The following is a 25,977-nucleotide window of genomic DNA, read 5'->3' on the forward strand; positions in this document are numbered from 1 at the left end:
TTAAAACCCGCGGGTGTTCGGGTCGCTCGTCAGCGTGATGGTTGCGGTCCGCGCCCACAGTTCCCGATCGGGAGACATCGCCCGAATCGCCCGGGCGGGTCTACAGTCCGGCAGCGTTTCGAGGCCGGGGGTCCTGTCATGCAGCCCATTCGCGAGGTTCGGGTCGTGGTCCGATGGACGATGGCGGTGCTCATGCTGGGAGCCGCCGCGGTCCACTTCGGTGCCATGGGGGAGCACGCGGGCGTGTCGTGGACGCACGGTCTGTTCTTCGCGGTTGCCGCCTGGGCACAGGTCGTGCTCGCCTGCTGGCTGGTGCTGCGCCCGTCGCGCACCGCAGTCGTCACCACGGTGCTGGTCAACTTCGCGATCGTCGTCGTGTGGGTCGCGTCACGGACGATCGGGATCGCGATCGGCACCGACGGCACTCCCGAGCCGGTCGCGTTTCCCGACGCGCTGTGCACCGTGCTCGAGGCGACCGCCATCGCGGGGGGCCTGCTGCTGATCTCCGACGGCCTCGTCAGACGCCGCGTGCACGCGGCGATGGGTTGGATCGCGGTGGCGGCCACTGGTGTCGCGGTCACCGCGCTCACCAGTCTCGGATTCACCCCTGCGCTCGCGAGCGGGAGCAGCGGTCAGAGTCACGCCCACGACACTTCCACTTCCACTACCAGTGTCGCGGGCGTCGCTCCGCACTCGCACAATGTCGACGAGGCCGCGGAGTTGCAACCGGATCAACCGCTCGCCGCCGCGACGCGCGCCACGCTCGCGCACCAACTGGTCGTCGCGCGCCAGGTTGCGCTCGAGTTCCCGACCGTCGCCGACGCGAAGGCCGCCGGGTACATCCAGGCCGGCAAGTTCGCCCCCGGAGCCGGCGCCCACTACGTATTGACGCGCGGCTCCTCCGGTGGATTCGATCCTGGTGCACCCGGGTCCTTGATCTACGAGGGGATCAGCGACACGTCGCGCATCGTCGGGCTCATGTACCTGTCGCTCAACGGCCAGATACCCGAGGGCTTCGCGGGTCCGAACGACCACTGGCATCGTCACCAGAACGTGTGTGTCAAGTACGGCGCCGGTGGGATCGAGATTCCCTTCCCCGCCGACTCCGACGTGACGTCGGCGATGTGCAGCGGTGCCGGCGGACGGCTGCTCGTCTTGACCACCTGGATGGTGCACGCGTGGGTCGTCCCCGGATGGGAGAGCCCGCAGGGCGTGTTCTCGCACGCCAACCCGAACGTGCGCTGCGCCGACGGCACGATGCAGACCGACGCGGTCGGGTTCTGCCAGGGCGTCTGACCCTGGCAGTGAGGCGGGACGACGCGGGTTTGGGGCAGACTGCGGGTGTTCGCACCCAGGAGGGAACCGCATGGACCGTCACGACCGGATCGAGGAGCAGCTGGCACAGGTACCGCTGTTCGAGGGGCTGTCCAAGAAGGAGCTGAAGCTCGTCTCGCAGCTCGCGACGCCGCTCGATGAGCCGGCGGGCACAATCCTCGTGCGTGAAGGGGCGGCCGGCCACGAGTTCATCATCGTGCTCGACGGTGAGATCGAGATCCGGAAGGGAGACGTCGTCGTCGCCACCCGCGGACCGGGCACGTACGTGGGCGAGATCGCCCTCCTCGACCACCGGCCCCGCACGGCCACCGTTGTGGCCAAGACCGCGGTGTCGATCGAGGTGATCGGCCAGCGGGAATTCGCCGGTCTCCTCTCGGAGGTGCCCGAGATCTCCCAGAAGCTCATTCCGGCCATGGCCAAGCGCCTCGCCGACCTCGACGAGGTCGGCCGCTAGCTTCCCCGCGGGGCCCGCTCAAGCGGCCTCTCCCTCCTGCCGATCCTCAGACTGCGGGTTCGGTCCCGATGGAGATGCCACTCATGACGCCTGTGTTTGCCGATGCCGAAGAAGAGTTGCGGCGCGCCCTCGACCGGGACGAGTTCCTGCTCGCGTACCAGCCGATCGTCGACCTGAACGACGGCACGCTGGCTGGGGTCGAGGCGCTTCTGCGGTGGGACCACCCGACCCGCGGACTCCTGTGGCCCGGCGACTTTCTCGGGGCCGTCGAGGAGACCCAGATGTGGGATCGCCTCGGCGGCTTCGTGATCGACGAGGCAGCGCGGCAGGCGGCCGCCTGGCGGTCGCGCACGCCTGGGAACGCGCTCATGGTCGCAGTCAACGTGTCCGGGAACCACTTCGAAGCCCACGATCTGGTCGTGCAGCTCGCGCACGCGCAACGTGAGAACGATCTCGAACCCGGTGCCCTCGCACTCGAAGTCGGCGAACGCACGCTGTTTGCCGACATCACTCGGAACCGCGCGCGTATCGAGTCACTGAAGCACCTCGGCGCACAGGTCGTCGTCGACGGCTTCGGGACGGGCTACGCCACCGCAACCGATGCCGACGCTTCGGATCCGGGCAACTGGCGTGTCGGTGCCACTGACGGATTGTTGCTGTCGCTCGTCGCGCTCGAGGAGTTCTCCGTCGACGTGATCGCGATCGACCGGCGGCTCCTGGAGCGACTGTTCACCGGTGCGCACGACGCCGCGCTCGTCCACGCGGTCGTGCGGCTCGCACAACGCTTCGGGTTCCGGGTGCTCGCCGTTGGGGTGGAGACCGCTTCGGAGGCCGATCAGCTGCGCCGCTGTGGCTGCGATCTCGCGCAGGGCTACTACTTCCACCGGCCGCAGTCGCCGGAGTACATCGAGATTCTCCTCCGCGACGCGAGAGAAGCGCGGCGCGAGCAGCTGCTGCACAGAGTGCAACCCGCCTGAGAACGCCGATATCGAAGAGCCGTCTACTGAACCGTCAGGAAGACGGAACGAACGACCCAGCCGCTGAAGCCGAACGCCTCGCGATCCCGACCCGTTCGATCGCGAGCGCGAGCCGGTACGACATCGCGAGCACGACCCACCCGCCGACCGCGTCGAGGAACCAGTGGTTCCCCGTCACCGTGACGCAAACGAGGATCGACAACGGGTACAGCACCAGCAGCGTCTGGAGGAAGCGGCGGCGGCGCACGAGCGGCCACAGCGCGAGCACGACCCACGTGGACCACGTGATGTGCATGCTCGGCATCGCCGCGAAGTCGTTCGCGCCCTGCGCAAAGTCCGACGTGGTGGGCTGGTCGTCCGCGCCGAGCTCCGACCGGAGACCCGCGTCGATGTGGAAGTACTGACGGCCGGTGTCGACGTAGTGGTAGCTCGGGGGCATCAGGCGTGGCGGCATGAGCGGGAAGAAGCGGAAGAGCACGAGCCCGAGCGCGAACGTGATGAGCAACGTGTTGCGCATTCGGACGTAGCGCGCCGGTGTCTTGCGCCACAGGATGATGAGCACCGCGATTGGCGCGACGAAGTGCACCGTGCCGTACCAGAGGTTCCAGAAGGCGACGACCCAGTCCACCCGCAGGGCGAGCTCTTGCACCGTGCGCTCGAATGACAGGCCGAAGAACTGCTCCACCCGGAGCAGGCGGCGGGCATTCTGTGAGGCGAGCTGCTCGGATCCGGCCGCCATCGCGCGCAGCTGTGAGTAGACGAGGTAGATCCAGAGGATGCCGACGGCTTCCATCGCGCCGCCGAAGCGGATGGTGCGGGTCCGCGGCGAAGGAGCCTCAGCTCTGGCGTCTACCGAAGTGTGCGTTTCGGGTTCGGGCATGACCTTCCCCGCCCCTCGATCAGTCCTGAACTTCGGCACGGTTGGTCCGATCCTTGAACGGTGTCGGTCACACCGGCACTCGGTACCCTGTGTGACTGATGGAGCGAGCATTCGCGGCACAGGTATCCTGCGCCGTCGCGAGCGTGGCCCGAGCGGCCCGCTGCGGAGCAGTGAGAGCGGACTGATGGCTGATCAGGCGCACTTCGCCGACCTCGCGATGCCGTACATGTCGGCGCTGTACTCGGCTGCGCTGCGGATGACCCGCAATCCCCCCGATGCCGAGGATCTCGTGCAGGAGACCTACCTGCGTGCGTACCGGGGGTTCGGCGGGTTCCAGGAGGGCACCAACCTCAAGGCCTGGCTCTACAAGATCCTCACGAACACGTTCATCAACTCGTACCGCTCGAAGAAGCGCCGGCCCGACGAGGTCGACCTCGACGATACGGAGGACTTCTTCTTGTTTCGGCGCCTGGGCGGGCTCGAGGCGGCCGAGGCCGGGCGCACACCGGAGACGGAGGTGCTCGACAGCATCCCCGACGAGGTCGTGAAGGAGGCACTCGAGTCGCTTCCCGAGCAGTTCCGGATGGCCGTGCTCCTGGCCGACGTCGAAGGCTTCTCGTACAAGGAGATCGCCGGGATCATGGATGTGCCCATCGGCACCGTCATGAGCCGGCTACACCGCGGAAGAAAGCAGCTTCAGCAGCGGTTGTGGGACTTCGGTCGCGAGCGTGGTCTCGTGCCGCCGGAGCCCGCACCGGCGCCCGAAACAGCAGGCGCAGGGGGAGCGGGGGGATAAGGAGCCATGGACTGCGACAAGGCGATGTATCGCGTCTACCACTATCTCGACGGCGAGCTCACGGTCTGGCGCCGGTGGTCCATCAGGCGGCACCTCGACAAGTGCCCGCCGTGCGCGCAGGGATTCGACTTCGAGATCGAGCTTCGCCAAGTGGTGTCGTTGAAGTGCCGCGACGATGCACCCGCCGATCTTCGCCGTCGCATCGCCGAACAGCTCGGGCTCCCACCCGAGTGACGCGGCCTGAATGACGTGACTGGCATGGCTCGCTCTACGATGAGCCGGATCCCCGCTCGGAGGAAGTCGTCCGCGTGAAGAAGCCCCGAATCCACGTGCCGTCCATCGCCGCGCTCGTGGCGGTCTTCCTCGTGACGTTCTCGGTGCCGGCGGGCGCGGCCACGACGGTGCTGGCCGACGAGCAGTACAAGTGGTTCTACTGGATCGGGCCGATCCTCGCGTTGAGCTTTCTTGGCTGGTTGATGATGATGGCCGTCGGTTACTACGTACGCGTCCTGCGCCCGAAGTGGCGGGGGCAGAAGCAAACGTGACGCTCGAGACGCAGCCGGGTGCCGCAAGCGGGCCGCCGCCGGCGTCGTTCGATCCCCTCGACTGGGTACTCGCCGAGCGGGTCGCCCGCCGCGTCGCCGGGCGAGATCCCCTCTCCTCGTCGTACCTTGCCGAGTCGCTGCGCGCCGATTTCTTCTCGGTGACCGCGCAGGCCGAGCAGCTCGTTGCCGAGCACACCGGACTCCGCGCACCGGGTCTCGCGACTGCACAGGTCGTCGACCGCGCGTCCTGGGTATCCGCGAACGTGCAGTCGATGCGGCGGTTGCTCGAACCGCTCACGGCGCGCGTCGGAGAACGCATGGCCAACAGCCCGGTTGCCCCGATCGGACGCCGCATCGCGGGTACCGAGACCGGCGTGCTGCTCGGCTACCTCGCGCAGCGCGTGCTCGGTCAGTACGACCTGCTCGTGCTCGACGAGGAGGGCTCGTCGGACGCGGTCTACTACGTGGGCGGCAACATCCTGGCGCTCGAGAAGCGGTTCGCCTTTCGCCCGCGTGACTTCCGTCTCTGGATCGCAATCCACGAGTGCACGCACCGGGCCCAGTTCACGGCGGTGCCGTGGATGAAGCCCTACTACCTCTCGCTGGTCGACGCCACGCTGGCGTCGATCGATCCCGACCCGCGCCGCATCGTGCAGGCGCTCGCCCGCGCGGCCGAGGAGCTACGCAACGGCCGCAATCCACTCGACGACGGCGGGCTCGTCGCACTGCTTGCCAACGACGAGCAGCGGGGCGCGCTCGCGCGTGTGCAGTCGCTCATGTCGCTCCTCGAAGGCCATGGCAACAGCGTCATGAACCACCTGGGCGCGGAGCATGTAGCCGGGCAAGCGCGCATGGCGCGCGTGCTGCACGCGCGCCGCCAAGCGGGTGGCCTCGCCGCGATCCTGCACAAGGTGATCGGTCTCGATTCGAAGATGCGTCAATACGAGGTCGGTGAGGCCTTCGTGGCCGCGGTGGAACGTGCCGGCGGACCGCGCGCGATCGACGCCGCGTGGCGCGGACCGGAATGGCTGCCGTCGCTCGACGAGCTGCAGGATCCGGAGAGCTGGCTCGCGCGGGTCGCGTGACCGCGTCCGAACCGGGCCACACCCTCGCGCCCTGGCGGGAGCGGTACGCCGCCGCCGTGGCTGCTCTCGAGCCCCCGGTTGTCGTCGGCTGTTCGGGCGGCACTGATTCGGTCGCACTGCTGGCGCTCACAGCCGATGCGGGGCTCGGCCCGATTGCCGTCCACGTGGATCACGGAATCAGGCCCGACGGCAACCGCGAGCGAGATCACGTCGCCGCGCTCGCGGCGCGGCTCGGAGCACGCTTCGACTCCCGCACGGTCGATATCCCACCGGGATCAAATCTCGAGGAGCGTGCGCGAGACGCGCGGTACGAGGCGCTGGAGGCTGCACGGGTCGAGCACGGCGCGACTGCGGTGCTCGTCGCGCACACCACCGACGACCAGGCCGAGACCGTGCTGTTGAACATCCTCCGCGGCGCCGCCGGTACGGGACTGTCCGGAATGCCCGCGCGCCGGGGTTTCGTCGTACGCCCGCTGCTCGGCTTCCGCCGCGCCGAGACGTCCGCGCTGTGCGCGGCGCTCGGCCTTCCGGTGCTGCACGACCCGATGAACGACGACGAAGCATTCCGGCGGGTCGCGGTGCGACGCCGGGTCCTCCCCATGCTGTCGGATGTGGCCGGACGTGATCTGGTCCCGGTGCTCGCGCGCCAGGCGGAGCTCCTACGCGAGGAGTCGGCCTTTCTCGACGAGCTGGCGCAGGCCGCGTGGCCGGGAGCCGACGGCACGTCGGCCCGCGCGCTTGCCGCGCTCTCGCCGGTGCTCGCGCGACGTGCAGTGCGGCAGTGGCTCGGTCCGCCGCCGCCGTCGAGCGCCGAGGTCACGCGCGTGCTGCAGGTTGCTGCGGGTCGGCATCGTGCCACCGAGCTGAGTGGTGGACGGGCCGTCCGCCGCGCCGCCGGTCGACTGCACCTCGAGCGGCCCGGCGGCGCAGCCGCCGAGAGCGGGAAGTAAGTTCCCCGCGGTGGAGGAGGGCGAGGACGTCGGCCGGATCATCGTCGGCGAGGTCGAGCTGAGAGATCGCGTCGCCGAGCTCGGCAAGGACATCACGTCCGACTACGTGGGTCGGCCGCCGCTGCTCGTGGGTGTTCTCAAGGGCGCGTTCGTGTTCATGAGCGATCTGTCACGCGCGATCGACCTGCCGGTCGAGTTCGACTTCATGGCGGTGTCGTCGTACGGATCGGCGACGCGATCGAGCGGCGTCGTGCGAATCATGAAGGACCTCGATCTCGATCTCACCGACCGACACGTGCTGATCGTAGAGGACATCGTCGACTCCGGCCTCACGCTCGCATACCTCCGCAAGAACCTCGCCGCGCGCAATCCCGCATCGCTCGAGGTGTGCGCGCTCCTTGTGAAGGACGGTCTGCAACGCGTCGAGCTCGACCTGAAGTACGTAGGGTTCCGCATTCCGCCGGTGTTCGTCGTCGGCTACGGCCTCGACGTCGGCGAGCGCTACCGCAACCTGTCCTTCATCGCCGAGTACGCCGGAGCTGCACCCGCGTGAATGAAACGGACATCGAGTTGAGCTCCTGACGGACTGCCACCTGACGGACGGCCACCGGAGATTCGCTACCCTTGCGTGACCCCGCCCCTCCCGGAGTCGCCGTGACCGAGCTGCGCCGCTACCGCCCCGACGGCTCACCACCCGCGCCCACTCGTAGGAGTGCGGCGGCGGCGAGCCGAACCGAGCAACCACAGCGTGGAGGATCAGCGTGACCGACGAAGACGAGGGGAGTGACCCGGCTGTAGCGAGGAAGCGAATCGAGGCGGCTGTTCGCGAGATCCTCGAAGCGATCGGCGAGGATCCCGACCGCGACGGGTTGCGGCGAACTCCACAGCGGATAGCCAACATGTTCATCGACGAGATCTTCACCGGTCTCCATGACGATCCCTCGCGTCACCTGACAATAACGTTCGAGGCCGAGCACGACGAGATGGTGATGGTGCGCGACATCACTGTGCATTCAATGTGTGAGCATCACCTCGTACCATTCGCGGGGAGGGCGCACGTCGCGTACATCCCCGGCGAAGACGGCCGGATCACGGGGCTGTCGAAGATTGCGCGACTCATCGACGGCTTCGCGAAGCGGCCACAACTTCAAGAGCGGCTGACCACGCAGATCGCCGACGCGCTCGTCGACGTGCTGAAGCCAACCGGCGTGCTCGTCATGATCGAGGCCGAGCACTTCTGCATGTCGATGCGCGGCGTGCACAAGCCGGGCTCGTTGACGGTTACCTCCGCGGTTCGTGGTCTCTTCAAGACGAATGCGGCCACGCGCGCCGAGGCGATGAGCCTCATCACTCATCCGGGGAACCGCCTCTGAGCGATCGGGCGCTTCCCGCGCCGCAGCCGGCACTCCCTCGGGGGCGGAGGCTGGTCGGGCGCGCCATCATGCTCCTGATCACCGGCGTCTCGCTCTACATCGTCGCCCCCAGCCTGATCGCGACGTTCGGGAGCCTGCCCCAGCTCGAAGGTGTGTTCCCGGCGTGGTTCGTTCCGATCGGCGTGCTCGAAGCGCTCGCGTTCGTGTGTATCTGGGAGCTGATCCGGGTCGCGCTCGACACCGACGGCTGGTTCGACGTCGGCACGTCGCAACTCGCGGGCAACGCGCTGAGCCACGCACTCCCCGGAGGCGCGGCCACCGGCGGCGCGCTCCAGATCCGCATGCTCACGCGCGCGGGCTTTCCGGTGGCCACCACGACGACCGCGCTCACCGCAGTCGGGCTGCTCTCGACCGCGACGCTGTTCGTCCTTCCTCTGCTCGCGCTGCCGGCGATGCTCTTCGGCCTCGCGGTGAGCTCCGAGCTGCTCCGCGGTGCGATCCTCGCCGCGGTGCTCGGCGCGGCCCTCCTCGGCGGGGGATCGGTGCTCCTCACCTCTGATCGTGTCATCCGCGGGATCGGGCACATGTTCGACTGGGTGCAGCATTTGGTCCGTCCGAAGCGCGTATCACCCACCTCGATGGCCGACCGTCTCCTCGAGTCGCGCAACGTCGTGCGCAGCTCGTTGAGCGCGTCGTGGAAGGTGGCGCTGCCTGCGTCGTTCGGGAACCAGCTCTTCGACTTCCTCGCGTTGGAGACGAGCCTGCTCGCGGTGGGCGCGCACGTGGATTTGATCCTGGTGCTGCTCGCGTTCGTCGCCGCCAGCGCGCTTGCGATGATCCCGATCACGCCCGGGGGCCTCGGCTTCGTGGAGGCCGGACTTACGGGGGTGCTCGCGCTCGCGGGCGTGTCCGCCGAGCACGCGGTGCTCGCGACGCTGCTCTACCGCCTGTTCTCCTACTGGCTTCCTCTGCCCGCCGGGCTGGTGGCGTCGATCCTGTTCGGCCGTCGCCACCCGGCTGCCGCCGAGCCCGCCGCCGGGGCAGCCTGAGGGCGGATCCCGGCAATTCGGACGCCCCCGCGTCCGCTGCCCTGCCGGTACGCTGCCCTGAGTGTTCAGTTGGTCGTCGGTGTGCGGTGAACGTCCTGCGGTGATGGGTGTCGTCAACGTCACGCCCGACTCGTTCTCCGACGGCGGCCGCTACCTCGATCCGGACGCCGCGATCGCTCGCGGGTTGGAGCTGGTAGCCGAAGGGGTCGACCTGCTCGACGTCGGCGGAGAGTCGACGCGACCGGGGGCGATACCGGTTGCCGAGGCCCACGAGCGTGCACGGGTCCTTCCGGTTGTTGCCGCGCTCGCGGCGGAGGCGGGAGTACCGGTGAGCATCGACACCACCAAGGCCGCGGTCGCAGTCGCCGCGCTCGAGGCCGGTGCAACGGTCGTCAACGACGTCTCGGCCGGGCTTGCTGATCCAGAGATGCTCCCCGTCGTCGCCGCTATGCGTGCGGGATTCGTCGTGATGCACATGCGCGGCGAACCGCGCACCATGCAGACCGACCCGCGCTACGGCGACGTCGTCGACGACGTGGGCGAGTTCTTGCTCGAGCGGCTCGACGCGGCGCGCGCGGCGGGCATCGATCCCCGCGCATTGTGTGCTGATCCGGGCATCGGCTTCGGCAAAACGGCACAGCACAATCTTGCCCTGCTCGCACGGCTCTCCGAGCTCGTCGAGCGCGTCGACGTTCCTGTGCTCATCGGTACGTCGCGCAAGTCGTTCATCGGTTCGGTGCTCGCCGATTCGCTGCCTGCCGGTGCGCCGCCCGCCGATCGCGACGATGGCACGCTCGCCACCATCGTCTGGGCTCTCGACCACGGCGTCGGGATCGTGCGTGTCCACGCGGTACGCCCCGCGGTCGACGCGGTGCGACTCTGGTCCGAAATGCGCGCGATCGACATGCAGGCGGCCGCATGAAGGGCCGGTGGGCGCAGGGGCTCGAGCCGCGCGCGTTCTGTTGGGTCATCAAGGACCGGCTCGCGGCCTCGGAACGCCCCGGCGGGTTCGCGCGGAACCACCGCAAGGTGCGCCGCCAGGAGGAGTTGATCTGGCTCATCGGTCACGGTTTCACCCACGTGCTCACGATCCTCGACTCGCCCCACAACCTGCACGCCTACGAGGAAGCGGGTGTCCCCCACGCGCACGTGCCCCTCGGTCGTCACGACGAGTGGTCCGACCGGTTGCCCGTGCTCTACGGCACGCTCAACTCGTGGTTGGCGATCCCACGCGAGCGGGTGCTGATCCACCACGAGGAGTTCGGCGATCGGCTGCTCGGCGTTCTCGCCGGTTACCTCCTGTACGCGGGATACGTCACCGAAGGACCGCACGCGGTCGTCGTGATCGAACGCATTACCGGACGGCAGCTCGGGTCGATGGCGCGCGAGGTCGTGGCCGTCACCGTCGAAGAGGGAATCGTCGGGAGTTCGGCCAGCGGTCATCGCGCGCGGAGCTGAGCACACGATGGGCACGATCGTCATCGCAGGGTTGCGTGAGCTGGGTGTGCACGGAGTGCTGCCCGAGGAGCAGACGCGTCCGCAGCCGTTCGAGGTCGACGTCGAGCTCACGGTCGACCTGGAGGCCGCCGGAGAGAGCGACGCACTCGACGACACCGTCGACTACGCGGCAGTGGCGGAAGCGGTGAGCCGAGTTGTCGCGTCGGAGCGCTACCAGCTGCTCGAACGACTCGCGGCACGCATCGCCGAAGTGTGCAGCGTGGACGAGCGCGTCACTTCGGTCGCGGTGACGGTGCGCAAGCTCCATCCGCTGGTGCGCGCGATGGTCGACCACGTGGCCGTGTGCATCGAGCGGTGACCCGGCTCCGTGCCTGAACGGAGAGGGCGGGCATACCTGGGGCTCGGGTCGAACCTGGGTGATCGGCTCGCACACCTCCAGGCCGCGGTCGACGGGCTCGCAGGCACGCCGGGGATCGAGGTGGTCGCGGTGTCGCCCGTCTATGAGACGGCACCGGTGGGCGGCCCGTCACAGGACCACTATCTGAACGCGGTCGTCGCGCTCGGCACCGGGCTCACCCCCCGCGACCTGCTGAACATCGCCCAGCGGCTCGAGGCCGGCGAGCACCGTGTGCGAGCCGAGCGCTGGGGACCGCGCACACTCGACGTCGACGTGCTCCTCGTCGGCGACGAGGTGGTCGACGAGCCCGATCTCGTCGTGCCGCACCCACGCCTGAAGGAACGAGCATTCGTGCTCGTGCCGCTCTCCGATCTCGCCCCCGAGTGGGCCGCGTCGATACCCCCCGACCGAACGACCGGCTGCGCAGATGTGAGGCCGGCAGGGGTACAGTTGCGGCTGCCCGAGTAGTCCGGCACCCCGAGGCGGGGCTGGAACGAAGAGGTCAACGTGCTCGATCACACGCAGCGCGCCTTCGCCCTCGTGGGGCCTGGTCGCGCCGGCACCACGCTCGCGGTCGCGATGACCCTGCGCGGGTGGACTCCGATCGCGATCGCCGGACGCGCGCCCGACGCACCGTCGGTGCTCCGCGCCGCGGAGCTTCTCGGCGCTCCAGCGCGGGATGTCGTCGCGGCCGGCGTCGACGCCGATCTCGTGCTCGTCGCCGTACCCGACGCGGCGATCGCCGAGACCGCCGCCGCGATCGCGCCGGGCTTGCGCTCCGGCGCGCTCGTGCTGCACCTCTCCGGCGCCTGCACCCTCGACGAGCTCCACAAGCTGCGCGTTGCCCGGCCCGACGTCGAGCTCGGCTCGCTCCATCCCCTCCAGTCGTTTCCGTCGGTCGACGCCGGCCTTGCGCGGCTGGCGGGCTCGTGGTGCGCAGTCGACGGCCCGCCCGAGGTCGAGCGGCTCGCGATCTCACTCGGCATGCGACCGTTCCGGGTACGCGACGCCGACCGCGTCGCATACCACGCGGCCGCGACCGTTGCTTCCAACCATCTCGTCGCGCTGCTCGGGCAAGCCACCCGCATCGCGGACGCCGTCGGTGTGCCACCGGCCGCGCTCTTGCCTCTCGTGCGGGCGACGCTCGACAACGTCGAGGCGCTCGGTCCCGAGAGTGCGCTCACCGGGCCTGTCGCTCGGGGTGACGTCGACACCGTGCTGCGTCACCTCGACGCGCTGCCCGACGACGAACGGAGCGCTTATCGCGCGCTCGCGGAGCAAGCGCGCCGGCTTGCCGGCCGTGACGATCCTGCGTTGCGCCACGCGCTCGAGGATGACACGTGATCACGGTCGAGACGAGCGCCGACGTCCGTGCGGTGTGCGACGACGTTCGGGCGCGCGGCGGCACGGTCGGCTTCGTGCCCACCATGGGTTTCTTCCACGAGGGCCACCGTTCGCTGATGCGTACGGCACGCGCGGCACACGACGCGGTCGTGGTGAGCTTGTTCGTGAACCCCACCCAGTTCGCACCCACTGAGGACCTCGACGCGTATCCGCGCGACCTCGACGCAGACACCGCGGTCGCGATCGCGGAAGGCGTCGACGTGCTGTTCGTGCCGAGCGTCGCCGAGATGTACCCAGAAGCTGCGCGGACAAGCGTGCACGTGGCTGATCTCACCGACGGCCTGTGCGGCGCGAGCCGGCCCGGCCACTTCGATGGCGTCACCACCATCGTCGCGAAGCTGTTTTCGATCGTCGGGCCGTGCACCGCCTACTTCGGACGCAAGGATGCGCAGCAGCTCGCGGTTGTCCGCCGCATGGCCACCGACCTCGACCTTCCGGTGCACGTGGTCGGCTGCCCGTTGGTGCGCGAGCCCGACGGGATTGCCATGTCGAGCCGGAACTTGTACCTCTCTTCCGACGATCGCCGACGCGCCGCAGTGCTCATCCGATCGCTCCGCGCCGCTACCGATGCGGTGGTCTCCGGCGAGCGCGATGCTCGCGCCGTGCGCGAGATTCTCGTGGAAACTCTCGCCTCCGAACCGGCGGTTCGTGTCGGCTACGCCGAGCTCGTCGACGCGGCCACGCTGCAGCCGGTCGACCGGATCGAACACGACACCTTGATCGCACTCGCTGCGTTCGTCGGCAAGACTCGTCTCATCGACAACGTCACCATCTCGCTCGACGGCGACACGATTGCCGTCGACGAGGGTGTCGTCACGACAACGAGCCAGAGCCGAGCGCCGAGAGCGGGAAAGTGAGGACGACTGATGCACCGGATCATGATGAAGTCGAAGATCCATCGGGCAACGATCACCGGCGCTGACCTCGACTACGTCGGATCAATCACGCTCGACCCGCGGCTGATGGAGCTCGCCGACCTCATGGAGCACGAGCAGGTGCACGTCCTCGATATCGACAACGGCGCGCGGTTCGAGACCTATGTCATCCGTGGTGGCCCCGGCGACGTCGTCATCAACGGCGCCGCGGCGCGGCTCGTCCACACCGGCGACAAAGTCATCGTTATCAGCTACGCGCACTACAACGAAGCGGAGATCGAGGCCTACGAACCGATCGTCGTGCATGTCGACGAGGAGAACCGGCCGACCGTCCAGTCCGTCCCCCATGTGCGAGACGTTGCGCCGTAACCGAGCGCGCCGGATCAGAGTCATACCTCACCCATGACTGACGTCCTCGTACTCGGCAGCGGCGGAGCGGGTCTGTCCGCCGCGGTGCGGGCCCGCGACGCCGGCCTGTCCGTCACCGTGCTCACGAAGGGCGAGCTCGGCTGGTCGGCCACTCGCTACGCGCAAGGCGGCGTCGCCGCCGCGCTCGTCGAAGACGACGACTCGCCCGAGTTGCACGGCTCCGACACCCTCGCCGCCGGGGGCGGGCTCAACGATCCCGATGCGGTCCGCGTGCTCGCAGCCGAGGGGCCCACTCGTGTCCGCGAGCTCATGGCACTCGGCGCGCGCTTCGACGTGGTCGACGGCTCGCTCGCGCTCGCCCGCGAGGGCGGGCACTCGGTCCCGCGCGTGGTACACGCAGGTGGCGACGCGACCGGCGCCGAGATCGAGCGAGCGCTCGCGGTCGCGGTGCAGGATTCCGGAGCCGAAGTGCTGGAAGGATGGCTCGTCACCGAGCTCCTCGTCGACAACGGCCGCGCCGCGGGCGTGGTCGCGGTCGACGGCCGCGGCACCGAGCACGTGTTGCGGGCGCCGCACACTGTCATCGCAACCGGAGGCGCCGGTCAGTGCTTCGCGGTTACCACCAACCCGCGGCTCTCCACCGGCGACGGTGTGGCAATGGCACTGCGCGCCGGTGTCGCGGTTGCCGACCTCGAGTTCATGCAGTTCCACCCCACTGCGCTGCACCACCCGTCGATGCCGCGCCCGCTCCTCTCGGAGGCGTTGCGCGGCGAGGGTGCGGTCCTGCGCGACGACAAGGGCGAGGCGTTCATGGCGGGCGAGCACCCGCTCGCCGACCTCGCGCCGCGCGACGTCGTCGCACGCGCGATCAGCCGGCGCCTCAACGAGCGTGGGCTCGACCACCTCTGGCTCGATGGCACGCGGATCGTTGGCTTCGAGGCGCGTTTCCCCACGATCTGGCGCGCGTGCGAGATCGTAGGTCTCGACCCGACGCGCGACTGGCTTCCGGTGGCCCCGGCTGCCCACTACCTGTGCGGCGGCGTCTGCACGGATCTCGACGGCGCGACGACGCTTCCCGGGTTGTGGGCGTGCGGTGAGGCTGCGTGCACCGGCGTGCATGGCGCGAACCGGCTCGCCTCGAACTCGCTGCTCGAGAACCTGGTGTTTGCCGCGCGGGTCGTGGAGGCGATCGCGCGTGGGAAGGCGTCTCCCGACTCCACTGGTGTGCTCCGCGGCATCCGCCCCGACCCGCCGGGGTCCCGCGCCGCCTCCGTGCCCGATCTGTCCACTGGTACACCCATGAGTGCACCCATGCGCGACGAGCTCCAACGCGTGATGACCCGCGACGCGGGAGTGGTCCGCAGCGCCGAGAGCCTCGACCGCGCCGCGGCTGCTCTTGCTGCGATGTCGCCTACCGGCATCGAGGAGGCCAATCTCCTCGCGGTGAGCTCTGCTCTGGTGCACGCGGCCGCGGCACGCTGTGAGTCGCGCGGCACGCACACCCGCTCCGACTACCCTGGCACGTCGCCCGAGTACCTGGGCCGCTTCGTCTTTGCCGGCGCAGGTCCCGACTTCGTGCCGCTGTTCGCCGCGGCTGGTCGCACGACATGAGCTCGTTCGCCGCGCCGATCGCCGATGTTCGAGACGCGGTCGCACGCGCGCTCGCCGAGGATCTCGGCCCGCTCGGCGACGTCACTGCGGCACTCGTGCCGCCCGACTCGTGTGCCGTTGCCGACGTCGTCGCGCGCGCACACGGGGTGATCGCCGGAACCGGCTGTGCCAGCGAGGTCTTCGCGCAGCTCGATTCCGAAGTCCGCGTCGAATGGCTGGTCGACGATGGCGGCCTCGCGGGCACCGGGGCCAAGATCGGCCATGTCGCGGGACCCTTGCGGTCGGTGCTCACGGGTGAACGCACCGCGCTGAACTTCCTCTGCCACCTGTCGGGTGTCGCCACTGCCACACACCGCTTCGTGCTCGCCGCCGGTGAACAGACCCGCATTCTCGACACGCGGAAGACGTTGCCCGGCCTGCGCTCGCTCGAGAAGGCGGCGGTGCGTGCCGGTGGAGGGGTGAACCACCGCAGCTCATTGTCCGACTTCGTCCTGCTGAAGGACAATCACCTCGCGGGCATCGGGATCACCGAAGCGGTGCGGCACGCGCACAGCATGTGGTCGGGCCGTGCCGTCGAGGTCGAGTGCGACCGCATCGCCCAGGTCGAAGAAGCGGTCAGTGCCGGAGCGAGCATGGTGTTGCTCGACAACATGGCGCCCGACGAGGTGCGCGAGTGCGTCGCTCTCGTCCGCGCATCGGCCGGCGCAACGGTTTTGGTCGAAGTGTCAGGGGGTGTGACGCTCGAGAACGTGCGTTCCTACGCCGGCGCCGGCGCCGATGCGATTTCGACGAGCGTGATCACGCAGTCGGCGCCTGCGCTGGATATCGCCTTCGACATCGCACCCGACATCGCACCCGACATCGAATTGGGAGGAAGGTAGCTCGCCGTGCTCGTCGCCATCGACTGCGGGAACACACACACGGTGATCGGTCTCTTCTCGGACCGGGAGATCATCGACAACTGGCGGATCGCGACGATCTCGGAACGCACGTCCGACGAGCTCGCGCTCATGTTCCAACAGTTCTTGGCGTTCCACGGCACCGCCGACCAGCCGGTCACGGGCATGGTGATCGGGTCGGGCGTACCGCGGATCACGGCTGCGCTCCGCGAGATGAGCGAGCGGTACTTCGGCTTCCCCGCCCTCGTGCTCGAAGCCGGAGTGCGCACCGGCATGCCGATCCTCTACGACGAACCGCACAACGTCGGCGCCGACCGGATCGCCAACGCGATCGGCGCCTACGACCTCTACGGCGGGCCCACGATCATCGTCGACTTCGGCACCGCGAACACCGTCGACGCCGTGAGCGACAAGGGCGAGTACCTCGGCGGCGCGATCTTTCCCGGCATCGAGATCTCGCTGGACGCGCTGTTCGAGCGCGCGGCGATGCTGCGCCGGGTGGAGCTCGTCTCGCCGAAGAACGTCATCGGCAAGTCGACGATCGAGGCGATCCAGTCCGGCGTGGTCTACGGCTACAGCGGCCAGGTCGACGGACTCGTCGACCGCTTCCAGGCGGAGCTCGGGATGTGCACGGTGGTTGCCACCGGCGGCCTCGCCACGCTGATCAGCCCGCACTCCCGCACGATCCAGCACTACGAGCCCTGGCTCACCCTCCAAGGCCTGCGCATCGTCTACGAGCGCAACAGCTGAGACCTGTGGCTGACGAGACCAAGATCACGTTCACGCTGTCGGGCGACGACGCTGCGAATCGCAACGCGTGGCGCGCGCAGCCCCCTCGAGTTCTGAGTGACGCCGGCTACAAGCTGAAGGACGAGTCGTACGACACGCTCGTCTACGAGGCGAACGTCACGACCACGACCATGAAGATCATGATGTTCGGCTTCGCGAAGACGCTCTACCGTCTCGCGGTCACGTTCCGGCCCGAGGGCGAGGTGAACACCGCGGTCACCATGATCGGCCAGGCGCAGCGGCAGGTGCGCGAGGAGCTCGCTCGCCTCGGATCAGGTCGTTAGAGATCGGCGAGGATCTCGGCCTTCTTCGACTCGAACTCCACCGCGTTGATCAACCCCGCGTCGCGCATCTGCGTGAGCTTCTTCATCCGCTCGGCGGGATCGTTCGCATCGACCGGCGCTGGCGCGCGCGCTGCTCCACCTTCGGCCTGGCCTGCCTCCCTGCCCGCGAGATACGCGCGCCCGGCCGCGTCGGCGGTACCGGCGTAGGTGTTCTGCAAGCCCTGCATGACCGCGTTCATCTCGCCACCGGAGGCGGCGATCGATCCCTTGAGCGCGTCCCACTGCACCGCGACCTGCATCGGGTCGTTGGCGCTGATCTTCACAGGTACTTCCATGCCGGCCGACAGGGCGGCCTTCTGCCGCGCCGACGGGTAGACGTAGGTGACCGTGTAGGGCTCACCGTTTGACGGGTGGATCTCGAGCTCGATCTGCATCGCGAACTTCTCGGTGGCCGACGGGAGCGCGAAGCCGAGCGCGACGGCCTTCGCGGGCGTACCGTTCTCGAGGATCTCGTTCTGGCCGCGGTCGTCGGTGACGGCCTTGATGTCCTGGACCGAGCCCTCCACCGATGGCGTGCCGCCGTGGTAGTCACCGAGCTCCTTCGCGCCCTTGAGCGCGTCCTTCGCATCCTTGAAGAGGCCCATGTCGGTGCTCCCTACTCCGCTTCTCGCGCTACCAGCTGTGGATGATCGCGGCCTGCGTGTTGTCGGGGTCGTACTTCACGACGATCGCCATGCCCTCGGAGATGCCCTCCATCTGGAACGGCAGCATGCCCTGCTCGATCGTGGTCTGGTACGGCTCACCGCCCTCGGGACGGATCGTCACGTCGAACTCGGTCATCGTGGTGCCGCTGAAGTCGGGGGTACCGGCGGCACGGATCGAATGGATCACGCCCGGCGCCTCGACACCCGACGTCGCGATCTTGTTGACCATCTGAGAGTAAGCGGCCATCTTGGCCATGTCCTGCCCGCCCATGCCCGGAGTGTCGGCTCCGGGGAGGCCACCGGTCTGGGCTCCGGCGGTCTGCTGCATCGCTGTGGCTTGCTGCATCGCGTCCGCTGCCTGCTGCTTGGCGCCCTTGACCTTGTCGAACAGTCCCATCGTGGTGCTCCTGACTCTGGGTACCTCGTTCCGCAGCAGGGTACGCACGCTGAGCGCGCGGTTCGAGGGACACACGTCACAACTGCGTGAACGACCCACCGTTACAGTGACCGGCCGTGCGAGTCGCGGAGATCTGGAAACGCTGCCCGCTCGCACTTCGAGACTCCCTCCCGGCGTGGGTCCTGGCCCGCCTCATCGTGGCGGCGAGCCTTGCGGGCGCGAAGTTCATCGTCGACGACTTCCCCCAGCGTGCAATCGGGCATCGCAACGATCTCAGCCTCATCGGTTGGGACGGCGAGTTCTACGAGTTGATCGCACGAGCCGGATATGCGGCCGATGCCGATTCGTACCGGTTCTTCCCGCTGTACCCGCTTGCCAGCAAGGCGCTCAATTTCGTGACACCGGGATCGACGACGGTCGCGCTCGTCCTCTTGGCCAACGTGTGTTCCCTCGGCTTCGTGGTCCTCCTGCATCACCTCGTACAGCGTGAGACCGGCGACGTCGACCTCGCCCGCCGAGCCGCATGGTTCGGGTGCATCGCTCCCGCCGCCTTCGTGATGGTCTGGGGTTACGCGGAACCGACGTTCCTCCTGCTCGCGGTCGCGACCTTTCTCATGCTCCGCACCGATCGCTTCGCCGCCGCCGGGCTGTTCGGTGCACTTGCAGCATTGACCCGACCGCTCGGGGTGCTGATCGCGATCTCGGCCGCGTTCGAAGCATCGCGAGGCTTCCGAAACGCGGACGTGCGAGGCCGCGCCGAGCGCGTGGTGGCGGTCGCAGGACCACCGATCGGCACGCTCGCCTACCTCCTCTGGACGCTCGACCGCACGGGCGACTTCCTGGAGCCCTACCGGATCCAGGCGCTCGCGGTGCATCGCGGCAAGACCGTCGACCCGGTGACCGGGATCGCGAACGCGCTGTCGGAGTTCTTCGACCACGACCGCATCGGACCGCTGTTCCACGTGGGCTGGGCGGTCGTTGCGGTCGCGTTGGTGGTGGTGACGTTCCGGCGCCTGCCGGCCTCGTACGGGTTGTTCTCGGCCGCGACGGTGATCATCGCGCTGTCGTCGCACAACCTGGATTCGTTCGAGCGCTACGCGTTCAACGCATTCCCGCTCATCATCGTGGTGGCAATGATCTTTCACACGCGTCGCCAGGAAACGCTGGCGTTCACCGCAGCCGGTGCGCTGATGCTGCTCTACGGCACGCTCGCAGCGCTGAGCCTCTACGTGCCCTAACCATGGGTCGCTCTCTGCGAGCCGGGGTACCCGGCTCGCGGCCGCTCGCTCCTAACGCTCGCGCGTGACCAGGCCGTCGACGAGGCGGCCGAGCTCCTCGCAGACCTCGGGGTCGAGACCCTCCGCCCCGTCGAGCGCGTCACGTGCCTTCACCGCGTGGTCACGTGCGACACCGAGCGCGGCGTCGACCGCGCCGTTGCTCGTTGCGATCCGACGGACCTCGCCGAGGTGCTCCTGGTCGATCGGCTGACCCAGCAGATCGCGCAGCTCCGGCGACTCGCGCAACGCGTAGATGACCGGCAGCGTGTAGACGCCTTCGAGGAGATCCTGGCCCGCGGGCTTGCCGAGCGCGGCTTCGCTGGCGGTGAGGTCGAGGACGTCGTCGACGATCTGGAAGCACATACCCAGGTGACGACCGAAGCGCGTGAGCCCGTCGAGCGTGGGGTCGGGGACGCGAGCGACCATGCCGCCGACCCGGCACGACGTCGCGAACAACGCCGCCGTCTTGCCCTCGATCGTCGACTCGTAGCCGTCCTCATCGCGCTCGACATCGAAGAGATGCTGCAACTCGTGCACCTGCCCGCGGCACAGCTCGCCGATCGTGGAGGCGAGCAAGCCCGCGATGTCGGCACCGAGCGATGCCGCGAGCGACGACGCGCGTGCGAGCAGGAAGTCGCCGGCGAGGATCGCGACGATGTTGCTCCACCGGGCGTTGACGCTCGGCACACCCCGTCGGGTCTCCGCCTCGTCGATGACGTCGTCGTGGTAGAGAGAGCCGAGATGGACCAGCTCGACCGCCACCGCGCCCGTGATCGCGGCATCGCTCGCCGGGGTCGCCGAGCTGCACGCGTAGGTGGCACAGAGCGCCAGCGTGGGTCGGATGCGCTTCCCGCCGGCTTCGATCAGGTGTGCTGCGACGTCGGCGAGGAAGGGATCGGCCGTCCGGACGGCGCCACGGAGCGCATCCTCGACCCTCGAGAGATCATGGGTGAGCGGCGCCAGTTCCACGGCTGGGGCCGGGTGTGCAGCTGCTCCCGACCCTGTCATGCAACCACGCTACGCAGCAGCGGGAACATTCTCCAACCCGAGAACGCTGACAGTGTGAACAATCGGTTTCCCTTCGACGAGACGCTTGTCGTCAAGATCGCCGGGGGATGGCCGATTACACTGCCCGCATGGCATCTGGCGCCGGTTCCCCAACCGACGCGAGACGTCTATCCGACTGACGAGAGGCGGATCAGTACCGTGTTCGAGCGCTTCACCGATCGAGCCCGCCGAGTGGTCGTCCTGGCGCAGGAAGAGGCGCGCCTGCTCAACCACAACTACATCGGGACCGAGCACATCCTGCTCGGCCTGATCCACGAAGGGGAAGGGGTCGCCGCCAAGGCGCTCGAGTCCCTCGGTATCTCGCTCGAGGCAGTGCGCGCCCAGGTGGAGGAGATCATCGGCCACGGCGGGACCGCCCCGTCGGGTCACATCCCGTTTACTCCTCGCGCGAAAAAGGTGCTCGAGCTGTCCCTGCGTGAGGCGCTCCAGCTCGGCCACAACTACATCGGCACGGAGCACATCCTCCTCGGTCTCATCCGTGAAGGTGAGGGTGTTGCCGCGCAGGTGCTCGTGAAGCTCGGCGCCGATCTGTCGCGCGTCCGCCAGCAGGTCATCCAGCTCCTTTCCGGTTACGCCGGGTCGAAGGAAGGCGCGCCGCAGGGCGGCACGGGCTCGGGCGAGGCGCAGCCCTCGGGTTCGCTCGTGCTCGACCAGTTCGGCCGCAACCTCACACAGCTCGCGCGCGACAAGAAGCTCGACCCGGTGATCGGGCGCGAGAAGGAGATCGAGCGCGTCATGCAGGTGCTGTCGCGACGCACGAAGAACAACCCGGTGCTGATCGGCGAGCCGGGCGTGGGCAAGACCGCGATCGTCGAAGGTCTCGCGTCGGACATCGTCGGCGGCGACGTGCCGGAGACGCTCCAGGGCAAGCAGCTCTACACGCTCGACCTCGGCGCGCTGGTCGCCGGTTCCCGCTACCGCGGCGACTTCGAGGAGCGCCTCAAGAAGGTGTTGAAGGAGATCCGCACGCGCGGCGACATCATCCTGTTCATCGACGAGCTGCACACACTCGTCGGTGCGGGCGCGGCCGAGGGTGCGATCGACGCCGCGAGCATCTTGAAGCCGATGCTCGCGCGTGGTGAGCTCCAGACGATCGGTGCGACCACGCTCGACGAGTACCGCAAGCACCTCGAGAAGGACGCCGCGCTCGAGCGCCGGTTCCAGCCGATCAAGGTCGAGGAGCCCACGGTCGCGCACACGATCGAGATCCTCAAGGGGCTGCGCGACCGGTACGAGCAGCACCACCGGGTCACGATCACCGACCAGGCGGTCGTGGCCGCGGCGAACCTGGCCGACCGCTATATCTCCGACCGTCACCTGCCCGACAAGGCGATCGACCTCATCGACGAAGCCGGATCGCGCCTGCGCATCCGTCGCATGCAGGCACCGCCCGACTACCGCGAGCTCGAGGACGAGATCGCGGCCACGCGGAAGGACAAGGAAGCCGCGATCGAGGCTCAGCAGTTCGAACGCGCCGCGAACCTGCGCGACCGCGAGAAGGAATTGCTCGATCAGCGCACCAGCAAGGAGAGCGAGTGGCGCTCCGAGGGTGTCGACCTCTTCAACGAAGTCACCGAGGAATCCATCGCCGAGGTGCTCGCGCTCTGGACCGGCATCCCCGTGTACAAGCTCACCGAGGAGGAGACCGCCAGGCTCCTCCGCATGGAAGACGAGCTGCACAAGAAGATCATCGGGCACAACGAAGCGATCCGCGCAGTGTCGCAGTCGATCCGCCGCACGCGCGCGGGTCTGAAGGACCCGAAGCGCCCGTCGGGCTCGTTCATCTTCCTCGGGCCTTCGGGTGTCGGCAAGACCTACACCGCCAAAGCGCTCGCTGAGTTCCTCTTCGGTGACGAGAAGGCGCTGATCCAGCTCGACATGAGCGAGTACATGGAGAAGCACACCGTGTCGAGGCTGGTCGGTTCGCCTCCGGGCTACGTCGGCTACGACGAAGGTGGGCAGCTCACCGAGGCCGTGCGACGCAAGCCGTTCTCCGTCGTACTCTTCGACGAGATCGAGAAGGCGCACGCCGACGTGTTCAACACGCTCCTCCAGATCCTGGAAGACGGGCGCCTCACCGACGCGCAGGGTCGCACGGTCGACTTCAAGAACACGGTGATCATCATGACGTCGAACCTCGGTACCGCCGACCTGCGCAAGGCGTCGGTCGGGTTCGGGCGCGCCGACGAAGCGGTCACCTACGAGAGGATGAAGGACAGGGTCATCGAGGAGCTCAAGCGCAGCTTCCGGCCCGAGTTCCTGAACCGCATCGACGAGGTGATCGTCTTCAACGAGCTCACATTGGCTGAGGTCACCGAGATCGTCGACCTGCTCATCCAGCGGGTGCAGGAACAGCTCGACGGCCAGGGTCTCGGGCTCGAGCTCACCAACGACGCGAAGATGCTCCTCGCCGAGAAGGGCTACGACCCGGCGCTCGGCGCTCGGCCGCTGCGCCGGGTGATCCAGCGCCTGGTGGAGGACCCGCTCTCCGAGAAGATCCTGTGGAAGGAATTCCACGCCGGCGAGACGATCATCGTCGATGTGCTCGACGGAGAGATCGTCTTCCGCGCCATCGAGGGGATCGAGCCCCCGCCCGTGGAGCTCGCGGGTAGCGGGTCTGAAGGAAGCTGACGCCTCTTTCTCGATCGCGTCATCCCATCGTGAAGCGTCTGCTGGTTCTCCTCGTCGCGCTCGTCGCGCTCTTGACGGGTTGCAAGGTGGATACCGCAGTGACGATCGACCTCCACGACGACGGCAGCGGCGTCGTCACGGTGCGCGCCACGCTCGACGCCGAGGCGGTGGGGGAGGCGGAGGTGGGCGGCGGCAAGCTCGAGGACCGCGTGCGGTTGGATGACGTCACCGCCGCGGGATGGACCGTGTCCCCATGGGTGCGGAGCGACGCGGGCACCGCGCAGATCGAGCTGTCGAAGCCGTTCTCGTCGCCCGACCGGGTGGCGGGGATCATCACGGAGATCAGCGGGGCGAACGGTCCGTTGCGCGACGTCCGGGCGACCCGGGATCGTGGCGCGGCGTCGACGAACTATGGCGTGACCGGCGCGATCGACCTCGCCGCGATCGGGACGGGTGTCGCCGCCGACCCGGATCTCGTGGCCGCGCTCACCAACCAGCAGGTGGACGTGAACGCGATCGACCAGTCGTTGCTCGCGGAGCTCCGGAATGCGGTGTCGGTGAGCGTGGTCGTGAACTTCCCCGACGGTTCGAGTACGACCATCAACGGGGTCGCGGGACAACGGGTACCGATCGATTTGTCCACCTCGATTCTGAACACCCGCCGCCTCGCGCTGCTCGGGCTCGCGGCCGTGCTCGTCGTCCTCGCGATCGTCGCGCTCCTCGTTGGGAGGCGCCGCCGGCGCGCCCGCGGACCGATCCACCGCTTCGACGTGCACGCGCGCGACGGCGAGACAATGCGGTAGCGCCGCATGGGTGTCATACCCCTCACGTACCGTCCGGGCATGAGCAAGACCGTGCACCGCTGCGGAGAGTGTGGCTGTGAGTCGCCGCGCTGGCTGGGGCGGTGCCCCGCCTGCGAGGCGTGGGGCACGCTCGTGGAATGCACCCAGCCGGTGGCCCGCGCAGGTCTCACGGCTGCCAGCGCTCCGGTGCCGATGTGCGACGTCAGCACGCACACCGCGGTCGCGCGGCCTACCGGCCTTCCCGAGCTCGATCGCGTGCTCGACGGTGGGCTCGTGCCCGGCTCGGTCACGCTGCTCACCGGCGAGCCCGGGATGGGGAAGAGCACGCTCCTGCTCCAGGCACTCGGGCGCATGGCCGAGCGGGGAGCACGGTGCCTGCTGGTCACCGCGGAGGAGTCGTGCGCGCAAGTCCGTCTGCGGGCCGAGCGCCTCGGTTCGCTCGCGCGCGAGCTGCTGGTGGTGTCGGAAACATCGCTTCCCCACGTGCTCGCGCACGTCGAGTCGGTGCAGCCCGACGTGCTGGCGCTCGACTCGATCCAGACCGTCCTCGATCCCGACCTTCCCGGTGCTCCAGGCTCGGTCACCCAGGTCCGCGACTGTGCCTACCGGCTCGTGCAACTGGCGAAGGAGCGAGCGCTCTCGACCGTTCTCGTGGGTCACGTCACCAAGGAAGGCACGCTCGCGGGGCCGCGCGTGCTCGAGCACGTCGTCGACACGGTGCTCGCCTTCGACGGCGACCGCGGCCACGCGCTGCGAATGTTGCACGCGTTGAAGCACCGGTTCGGGCGCACGCACGAGCTCGGATTGTTAGAGATGACCGCGCGTGGGCTCGTCGACGTTCCCGACGCGTCATCACGGTTCCTCCTCGATCGGCGTGCCGGCGCGCCCGGTTCCGCGGTCGCCGTGGTGCTCGAAGGAACCCGTCCGTTGCTCGTCGAGGTGCAGGCCCTGTTCGCTCCCGACTCCCTGTCTCCTCGGCGCTTCGCAGCCGGCATCGATCCCGCGCGCCTCGCGATGCTGCTCGCGGTGCTCGATCAACACGGCGGAGTGAACACCGCGAAGGCCGAGGTCTACGCGAGCGTGGCCGGCGGCCTGCGTGTCACCGAGACCGGCGCTGATCTCGCGCTCGCGCTCGCGATGGGGAGCGCGCGACTGAAGCAGCCGGTCGTCGAGGGCACGGTCGCGATCGGCGAGATCGGCCTGGGCGGCGAGGTGCGTGCCGTCGCGCAGCTCGAGCGCCGGCTCGACGAAGCCGCGCGTCTCGGCTTCACGCACGCGCTCGCGCCACCGTCCGCGCGACTACGGCCCGGACTCTATGTCGTCCCGGTGCACGACGTGTCGGAAGCGTTGGCGCGGGGCCTCGGGTAACGGCTCACCTCGGATTTGTTTGCGCGGCCGGACCGAGCGGTTCCCGCACCCAGCGCCTGCGACGGCTCTGGTGGCGTTGGCGTGCTGGGCACCCCGAGGCGTTCTTGAGCATGAGTGTCGTACCCGGTGTTTAGGGTTGGGGGTTGTTTCGGACGTATCAGGCGGTGTTGCAGCCCACGGCGGGGCAGGGGTTGCGGTT

General features: G+C 68.5%; 29 protein-coding genes and 1 pseudogene. 26 read left to right on the plus strand and 4 right to left on the minus strand.

The window, feature by feature from the left end:
• The first annotated feature begins 165 nt into the window (after positions 1 to 165).
• From WD271_01515 to WD271_01525, 3 genes are all read left to right on the plus strand, one after another.
• Entirely contained in the window at positions 166 to 1,296 is a 1,131-nt protein-coding gene (locus WD271_01515) for a hypothetical protein (protein MEX1006505.1), read from the plus strand.
• A 70-nt stretch (positions 1,297 to 1,366) separates the two neighbouring features.
• Positions 1,367 to 1,789 (plus strand): cyclic nucleotide-binding domain-containing protein, encoded by a 423-nt coding sequence (locus WD271_01520; protein MEX1006506.1) that lies wholly within the window; start codon positions 1,367 to 1,369, stop codon positions 1,787 to 1,789.
• Positions 1,790 to 1,872: 83 nt separating this feature from the next.
• A complete protein-coding gene (locus WD271_01525) occupies positions 1,873 to 2,766 on the plus strand; it encodes an EAL domain-containing protein (GenBank protein ID MEX1006507.1) in 894 nt (297 codons plus the stop codon).
• Between the two features lie 34 nt (positions 2,767 to 2,800).
• Here WD271_01525 and WD271_01530 read toward each other — a convergent pair whose 3' ends face one another.
• Positions 2,801 to 3,646, minus strand: a complete 846-nt coding sequence (locus WD271_01530; GenBank protein ID MEX1006508.1) for a phosphatase PAP2 family protein — start codon at positions 3,644 to 3,646, stop codon at positions 2,801 to 2,803.
• 184 nt (positions 3,647 to 3,830) lie between these two features.
• On the opposite strand from WD271_01530, the gene WD271_01535 reads away from it, so the two are divergent.
• The 19 genes and pseudogenes from WD271_01535 to WD271_01625 all read left to right on the plus strand — a co-directional run bounded on the left by WD271_01535 (position 3,831) and on the right by WD271_01625 (position 17,530).
• Positions 3,831 to 4,442, plus strand: a complete 612-nt coding sequence (locus tag WD271_01535) for a sigma-70 family RNA polymerase sigma factor (GenBank protein ID MEX1006509.1) — start codon at positions 3,831 to 3,833, stop codon at positions 4,440 to 4,442.
• Between the two features lie 6 nt (positions 4,443 to 4,448).
• Positions 4,449 to 4,676: a mycothiol system anti-sigma-R factor gene (rsrA, locus tag WD271_01540; GenBank protein MEX1006510.1), complete on the plus strand. Its 228-nt coding sequence runs from the start codon at positions 4,449 to 4,451 to the stop codon at positions 4,674 to 4,676.
• Between the two features lie 74 nt (positions 4,677 to 4,750).
• A complete protein-coding gene (locus WD271_01545) occupies positions 4,751 to 4,987 on the plus strand; it encodes a hypothetical protein (GenBank protein MEX1006511.1) in 237 nt (78 codons plus the stop codon).
• Positions 4,984 to 6,072, plus strand: coding sequence for a zinc-dependent metalloprotease (locus tag WD271_01550; GenBank protein MEX1006512.1), 1,089 nt, complete (start codon positions 4,984 to 4,986; stop codon positions 6,070 to 6,072). The genes WD271_01545 and WD271_01550 overlap by 4 nt, the downstream gene beginning before the upstream one ends.
• A gap of 56 nt (positions 6,073 to 6,128) precedes the next feature.
• The gene (gene tilS / locus WD271_01555; protein MEX1006513.1) at positions 6,129 to 7,022 is read left to right on the plus strand and encodes a tRNA lysidine(34) synthetase TilS; all 894 of its coding nucleotides are present in this window, start codon (positions 6,129 to 6,131) and stop codon (positions 7,020 to 7,022) included.
• A gap of 10 nt (positions 7,023 to 7,032) precedes the next feature.
• Positions 7,033 to 7,575 (plus strand): hypoxanthine phosphoribosyltransferase, encoded by a 543-nt coding sequence (gene hpt, locus WD271_01560; protein ID MEX1006514.1) that lies wholly within the window; start codon positions 7,033 to 7,035, stop codon positions 7,573 to 7,575.
• Positions 7,576 to 7,783: 208 nt separating this feature from the next.
• Complete coding sequence (gene folE / locus WD271_01565; protein ID MEX1006515.1) at positions 7,784 to 8,395, plus strand: GTP cyclohydrolase I FolE; 612 nt, start codon at positions 7,784 to 7,786, stop codon at positions 8,393 to 8,395.
• Between the two features lie 68 nt (positions 8,396 to 8,463).
• On the plus strand, positions 8,464 to 9,444 hold the full coding sequence (locus WD271_01570; protein MEX1006516.1) for a flippase-like domain-containing protein: 981 nt from the start codon (positions 8,464 to 8,466) through the stop codon (positions 9,442 to 9,444).
• Positions 9,445 to 9,505: 61 nt separating this feature from the next.
• On the plus strand, positions 9,506 to 10,366 hold the full coding sequence (gene folP, locus WD271_01575) for a dihydropteroate synthase (protein MEX1006517.1): 861 nt from the start codon (positions 9,506 to 9,508) through the stop codon (positions 10,364 to 10,366).
• On the plus strand, positions 10,363 to 10,902 hold the full coding sequence (locus WD271_01580) for a hypothetical protein (protein ID MEX1006518.1): 540 nt from the start codon (positions 10,363 to 10,365) through the stop codon (positions 10,900 to 10,902). Before folP ends, WD271_01580 begins: the two co-directional genes overlap by 4 nt.
• Positions 10,903 to 10,909: 7 nt before the next feature.
• Positions 10,910 to 11,260, plus strand: coding sequence for a dihydroneopterin aldolase (gene folB / locus WD271_01585; protein MEX1006519.1), 351 nt, complete (start codon positions 10,910 to 10,912; stop codon positions 11,258 to 11,260).
• 9 nt (positions 11,261 to 11,269) lie between these two features.
• Positions 11,270 to 11,767: a 2-amino-4-hydroxy-6-hydroxymethyldihydropteridine diphosphokinase gene (folK, locus tag WD271_01590; protein ID MEX1006520.1), complete on the plus strand. Its 498-nt coding sequence runs from the start codon at positions 11,270 to 11,272 to the stop codon at positions 11,765 to 11,767.
• 39 nt (positions 11,768 to 11,806) lie between these two features.
• Positions 11,807 to 12,643: a DUF2520 domain-containing protein gene (locus WD271_01595; protein MEX1006521.1), complete on the plus strand. Its 837-nt coding sequence runs from the start codon at positions 11,807 to 11,809 to the stop codon at positions 12,641 to 12,643.
• A pseudogene (panC, locus tag WD271_01600) lies at positions 12,640 to 13,482 on the plus strand (pantoate--beta-alanine ligase). Before WD271_01595 ends, panC begins: the two are co-directional and overlap by 4 nt.
• Before the next feature lie 87 nt (positions 13,483 to 13,569).
• The gene (panD, locus tag WD271_01605; GenBank protein ID MEX1006522.1) at positions 13,570 to 13,947 is read left to right on the plus strand and encodes an aspartate 1-decarboxylase; all 378 of its coding nucleotides are present in this window, start codon (positions 13,570 to 13,572) and stop codon (positions 13,945 to 13,947) included.
• Positions 13,948 to 13,980: 33 nt separating this feature from the next.
• A complete protein-coding gene (nadB, locus tag WD271_01610; GenBank protein ID MEX1006523.1) occupies positions 13,981 to 15,558 on the plus strand; it encodes an L-aspartate oxidase in 1,578 nt (525 codons plus the stop codon).
• Complete coding sequence (gene nadC / locus WD271_01615; GenBank protein MEX1006524.1) at positions 15,555 to 16,439, plus strand: carboxylating nicotinate-nucleotide diphosphorylase; 885 nt, start codon at positions 15,555 to 15,557, stop codon at positions 16,437 to 16,439. The genes nadB and nadC overlap by 4 nt, the downstream gene beginning before the upstream one ends.
• 6 nt (positions 16,440 to 16,445) lie before the next feature.
• A complete protein-coding gene (locus WD271_01620) occupies positions 16,446 to 17,207 on the plus strand; it encodes a type III pantothenate kinase (GenBank protein ID MEX1006525.1) in 762 nt (253 codons plus the stop codon).
• A gap of 5 nt (positions 17,208 to 17,212) precedes the next feature.
• A complete protein-coding gene (locus WD271_01625; protein MEX1006526.1) occupies positions 17,213 to 17,530 on the plus strand; it encodes a hypothetical protein in 318 nt (105 codons plus the stop codon).
• Here WD271_01625 and WD271_01630 read toward each other — a convergent pair.
• Together WD271_01630 and WD271_01635 are read right to left on the minus strand one after the other, a co-directional pair.
• The gene (locus tag WD271_01630) at positions 17,527 to 18,174 is read right to left on the minus strand and encodes an SHOCT domain-containing protein (GenBank protein MEX1006527.1); all 648 of its coding nucleotides are present in this window, start codon (positions 18,172 to 18,174) and stop codon (positions 17,527 to 17,529) included. The genes WD271_01625 and WD271_01630 overlap by 4 nt on opposite strands.
• 28 nt (positions 18,175 to 18,202) lie before the next feature.
• A complete protein-coding gene (locus tag WD271_01635) occupies positions 18,203 to 18,631 on the minus strand; it encodes a hypothetical protein (GenBank protein ID MEX1006528.1) in 429 nt (142 codons plus the stop codon).
• A gap of 116 nt (positions 18,632 to 18,747) precedes the next feature.
• Here WD271_01635 and WD271_01640 point away from each other — a divergent pair, with 116 nt between their 5' ends.
• On the plus strand, positions 18,748 to 19,869 hold the full coding sequence (locus WD271_01640) for a mannosyltransferase family protein (protein MEX1006529.1): 1,122 nt from the start codon (positions 18,748 to 18,750) through the stop codon (positions 19,867 to 19,869).
• A 51-nt stretch (positions 19,870 to 19,920) separates the two neighbouring features.
• Here the strand turns inward: WD271_01640 and WD271_01645 are convergent, their stop codons facing one another.
• Positions 19,921 to 20,916, minus strand: coding sequence for a polyprenyl synthetase family protein (locus tag WD271_01645; protein ID MEX1006530.1), 996 nt, complete (start codon positions 20,914 to 20,916; stop codon positions 19,921 to 19,923).
• Between the two features lie 198 nt (positions 20,917 to 21,114).
• Here WD271_01645 and WD271_01650 point away from each other — a divergent pair, with 198 nt between their 5' ends.
• From WD271_01650 to radA, 3 genes are read left to right on the plus strand one after another with little or no spacing between them, the layout of a single operon-like run.
• On the plus strand, positions 21,115 to 23,607 hold the full coding sequence (locus tag WD271_01650) for an ATP-dependent Clp protease ATP-binding subunit (protein MEX1006531.1): 2,493 nt from the start codon (positions 21,115 to 21,117) through the stop codon (positions 23,605 to 23,607).
• A gap of 29 nt (positions 23,608 to 23,636) precedes the next feature.
• Positions 23,637 to 24,410, plus strand: coding sequence for a hypothetical protein (locus WD271_01655; GenBank protein MEX1006532.1), 774 nt, complete (start codon positions 23,637 to 23,639; stop codon positions 24,408 to 24,410).
• Between the two features lie 39 nt (positions 24,411 to 24,449).
• Positions 24,450 to 25,778, plus strand: coding sequence for a DNA repair protein RadA (radA, locus tag WD271_01660; GenBank protein ID MEX1006533.1), 1,329 nt, complete (start codon positions 24,450 to 24,452; stop codon positions 25,776 to 25,778).
• Positions 25,779 to 25,977 lie beyond the last annotated feature (199 nt).

Source organism: Acidimicrobiia bacterium, assembly GCA_040880805.1.
In the GTDB taxonomy this organism is placed as follows: domain Bacteria; phylum Actinomycetota; class Acidimicrobiia; order IMCC26256; family DASPTH01; genus DASPTH01.

Excerpts from the sequence above, each read along its gene's own strand:
- WD271_01630 (MEX1006527.1), bottom strand. The coding sequence starts at position 18,174 with ATGGGCCTCTTCAAGGATGCGAAGGACGCGCTCAAGGGCGCGAAGGAG.
- nadC (MEX1006524.1), top strand. The coding sequence starts at position 15,555 with ATGAGCTCGTTCGCCGCGCCGATCGCCGATGTTCGAGACGCGGTCGCA.
- folB (MEX1006519.1), top strand. The coding sequence starts at position 10,910 with ATGGGCACGATCGTCATCGCAGGGTTGCGTGAGCTGGGTGTGCACGGA.
- WD271_01535 (MEX1006509.1), top strand. The coding sequence starts at position 3,831 with ATGGCTGATCAGGCGCACTTCGCCGACCTCGCGATGCCGTACATGTCG.
- radA (MEX1006533.1), top strand. The coding sequence starts at position 24,450 with ATGAGCAAGACCGTGCACCGCTGCGGAGAGTGTGGCTGTGAGTCGCCG.
- WD271_01645 (MEX1006530.1), bottom strand. The coding sequence starts at position 20,916 with ATGACAGGGTCGGGAGCAGCTGCACACCCGGCCCCAGCCGTGGAACTG.
- WD271_01520 (MEX1006506.1), top strand. The coding sequence starts at position 1,367 with ATGGACCGTCACGACCGGATCGAGGAGCAGCTGGCACAGGTACCGCTG.
- rsrA (MEX1006510.1), top strand. The coding sequence starts at position 4,449 with ATGGACTGCGACAAGGCGATGTATCGCGTCTACCACTATCTCGACGGC.
- WD271_01580 (MEX1006518.1), top strand. The coding sequence starts at position 10,363 with ATGAAGGGCCGGTGGGCGCAGGGGCTCGAGCCGCGCGCGTTCTGTTGG.
- WD271_01530 (MEX1006508.1), bottom strand. The coding sequence starts at position 3,646 with ATGCCCGAACCCGAAACGCACACTTCGGTAGACGCCAGAGCTGAGGCT.
- nadB (MEX1006523.1), top strand. The coding sequence starts at position 13,981 with ATGACTGACGTCCTCGTACTCGGCAGCGGCGGAGCGGGTCTGTCCGCC.
- WD271_01635 (MEX1006528.1), bottom strand. The coding sequence starts at position 18,631 with ATGGGACTGTTCGACAAGGTCAAGGGCGCCAAGCAGCAGGCAGCGGAC.
- WD271_01525 (MEX1006507.1), top strand. The coding sequence starts at position 1,873 with ATGACGCCTGTGTTTGCCGATGCCGAAGAAGAGTTGCGGCGCGCCCTC.
- WD271_01570 (MEX1006516.1), top strand. The coding sequence starts at position 8,464 with ATGCTCCTGATCACCGGCGTCTCGCTCTACATCGTCGCCCCCAGCCTG.
- panD (MEX1006522.1), top strand. The coding sequence starts at position 13,570 with ATGCACCGGATCATGATGAAGTCGAAGATCCATCGGGCAACGATCACC.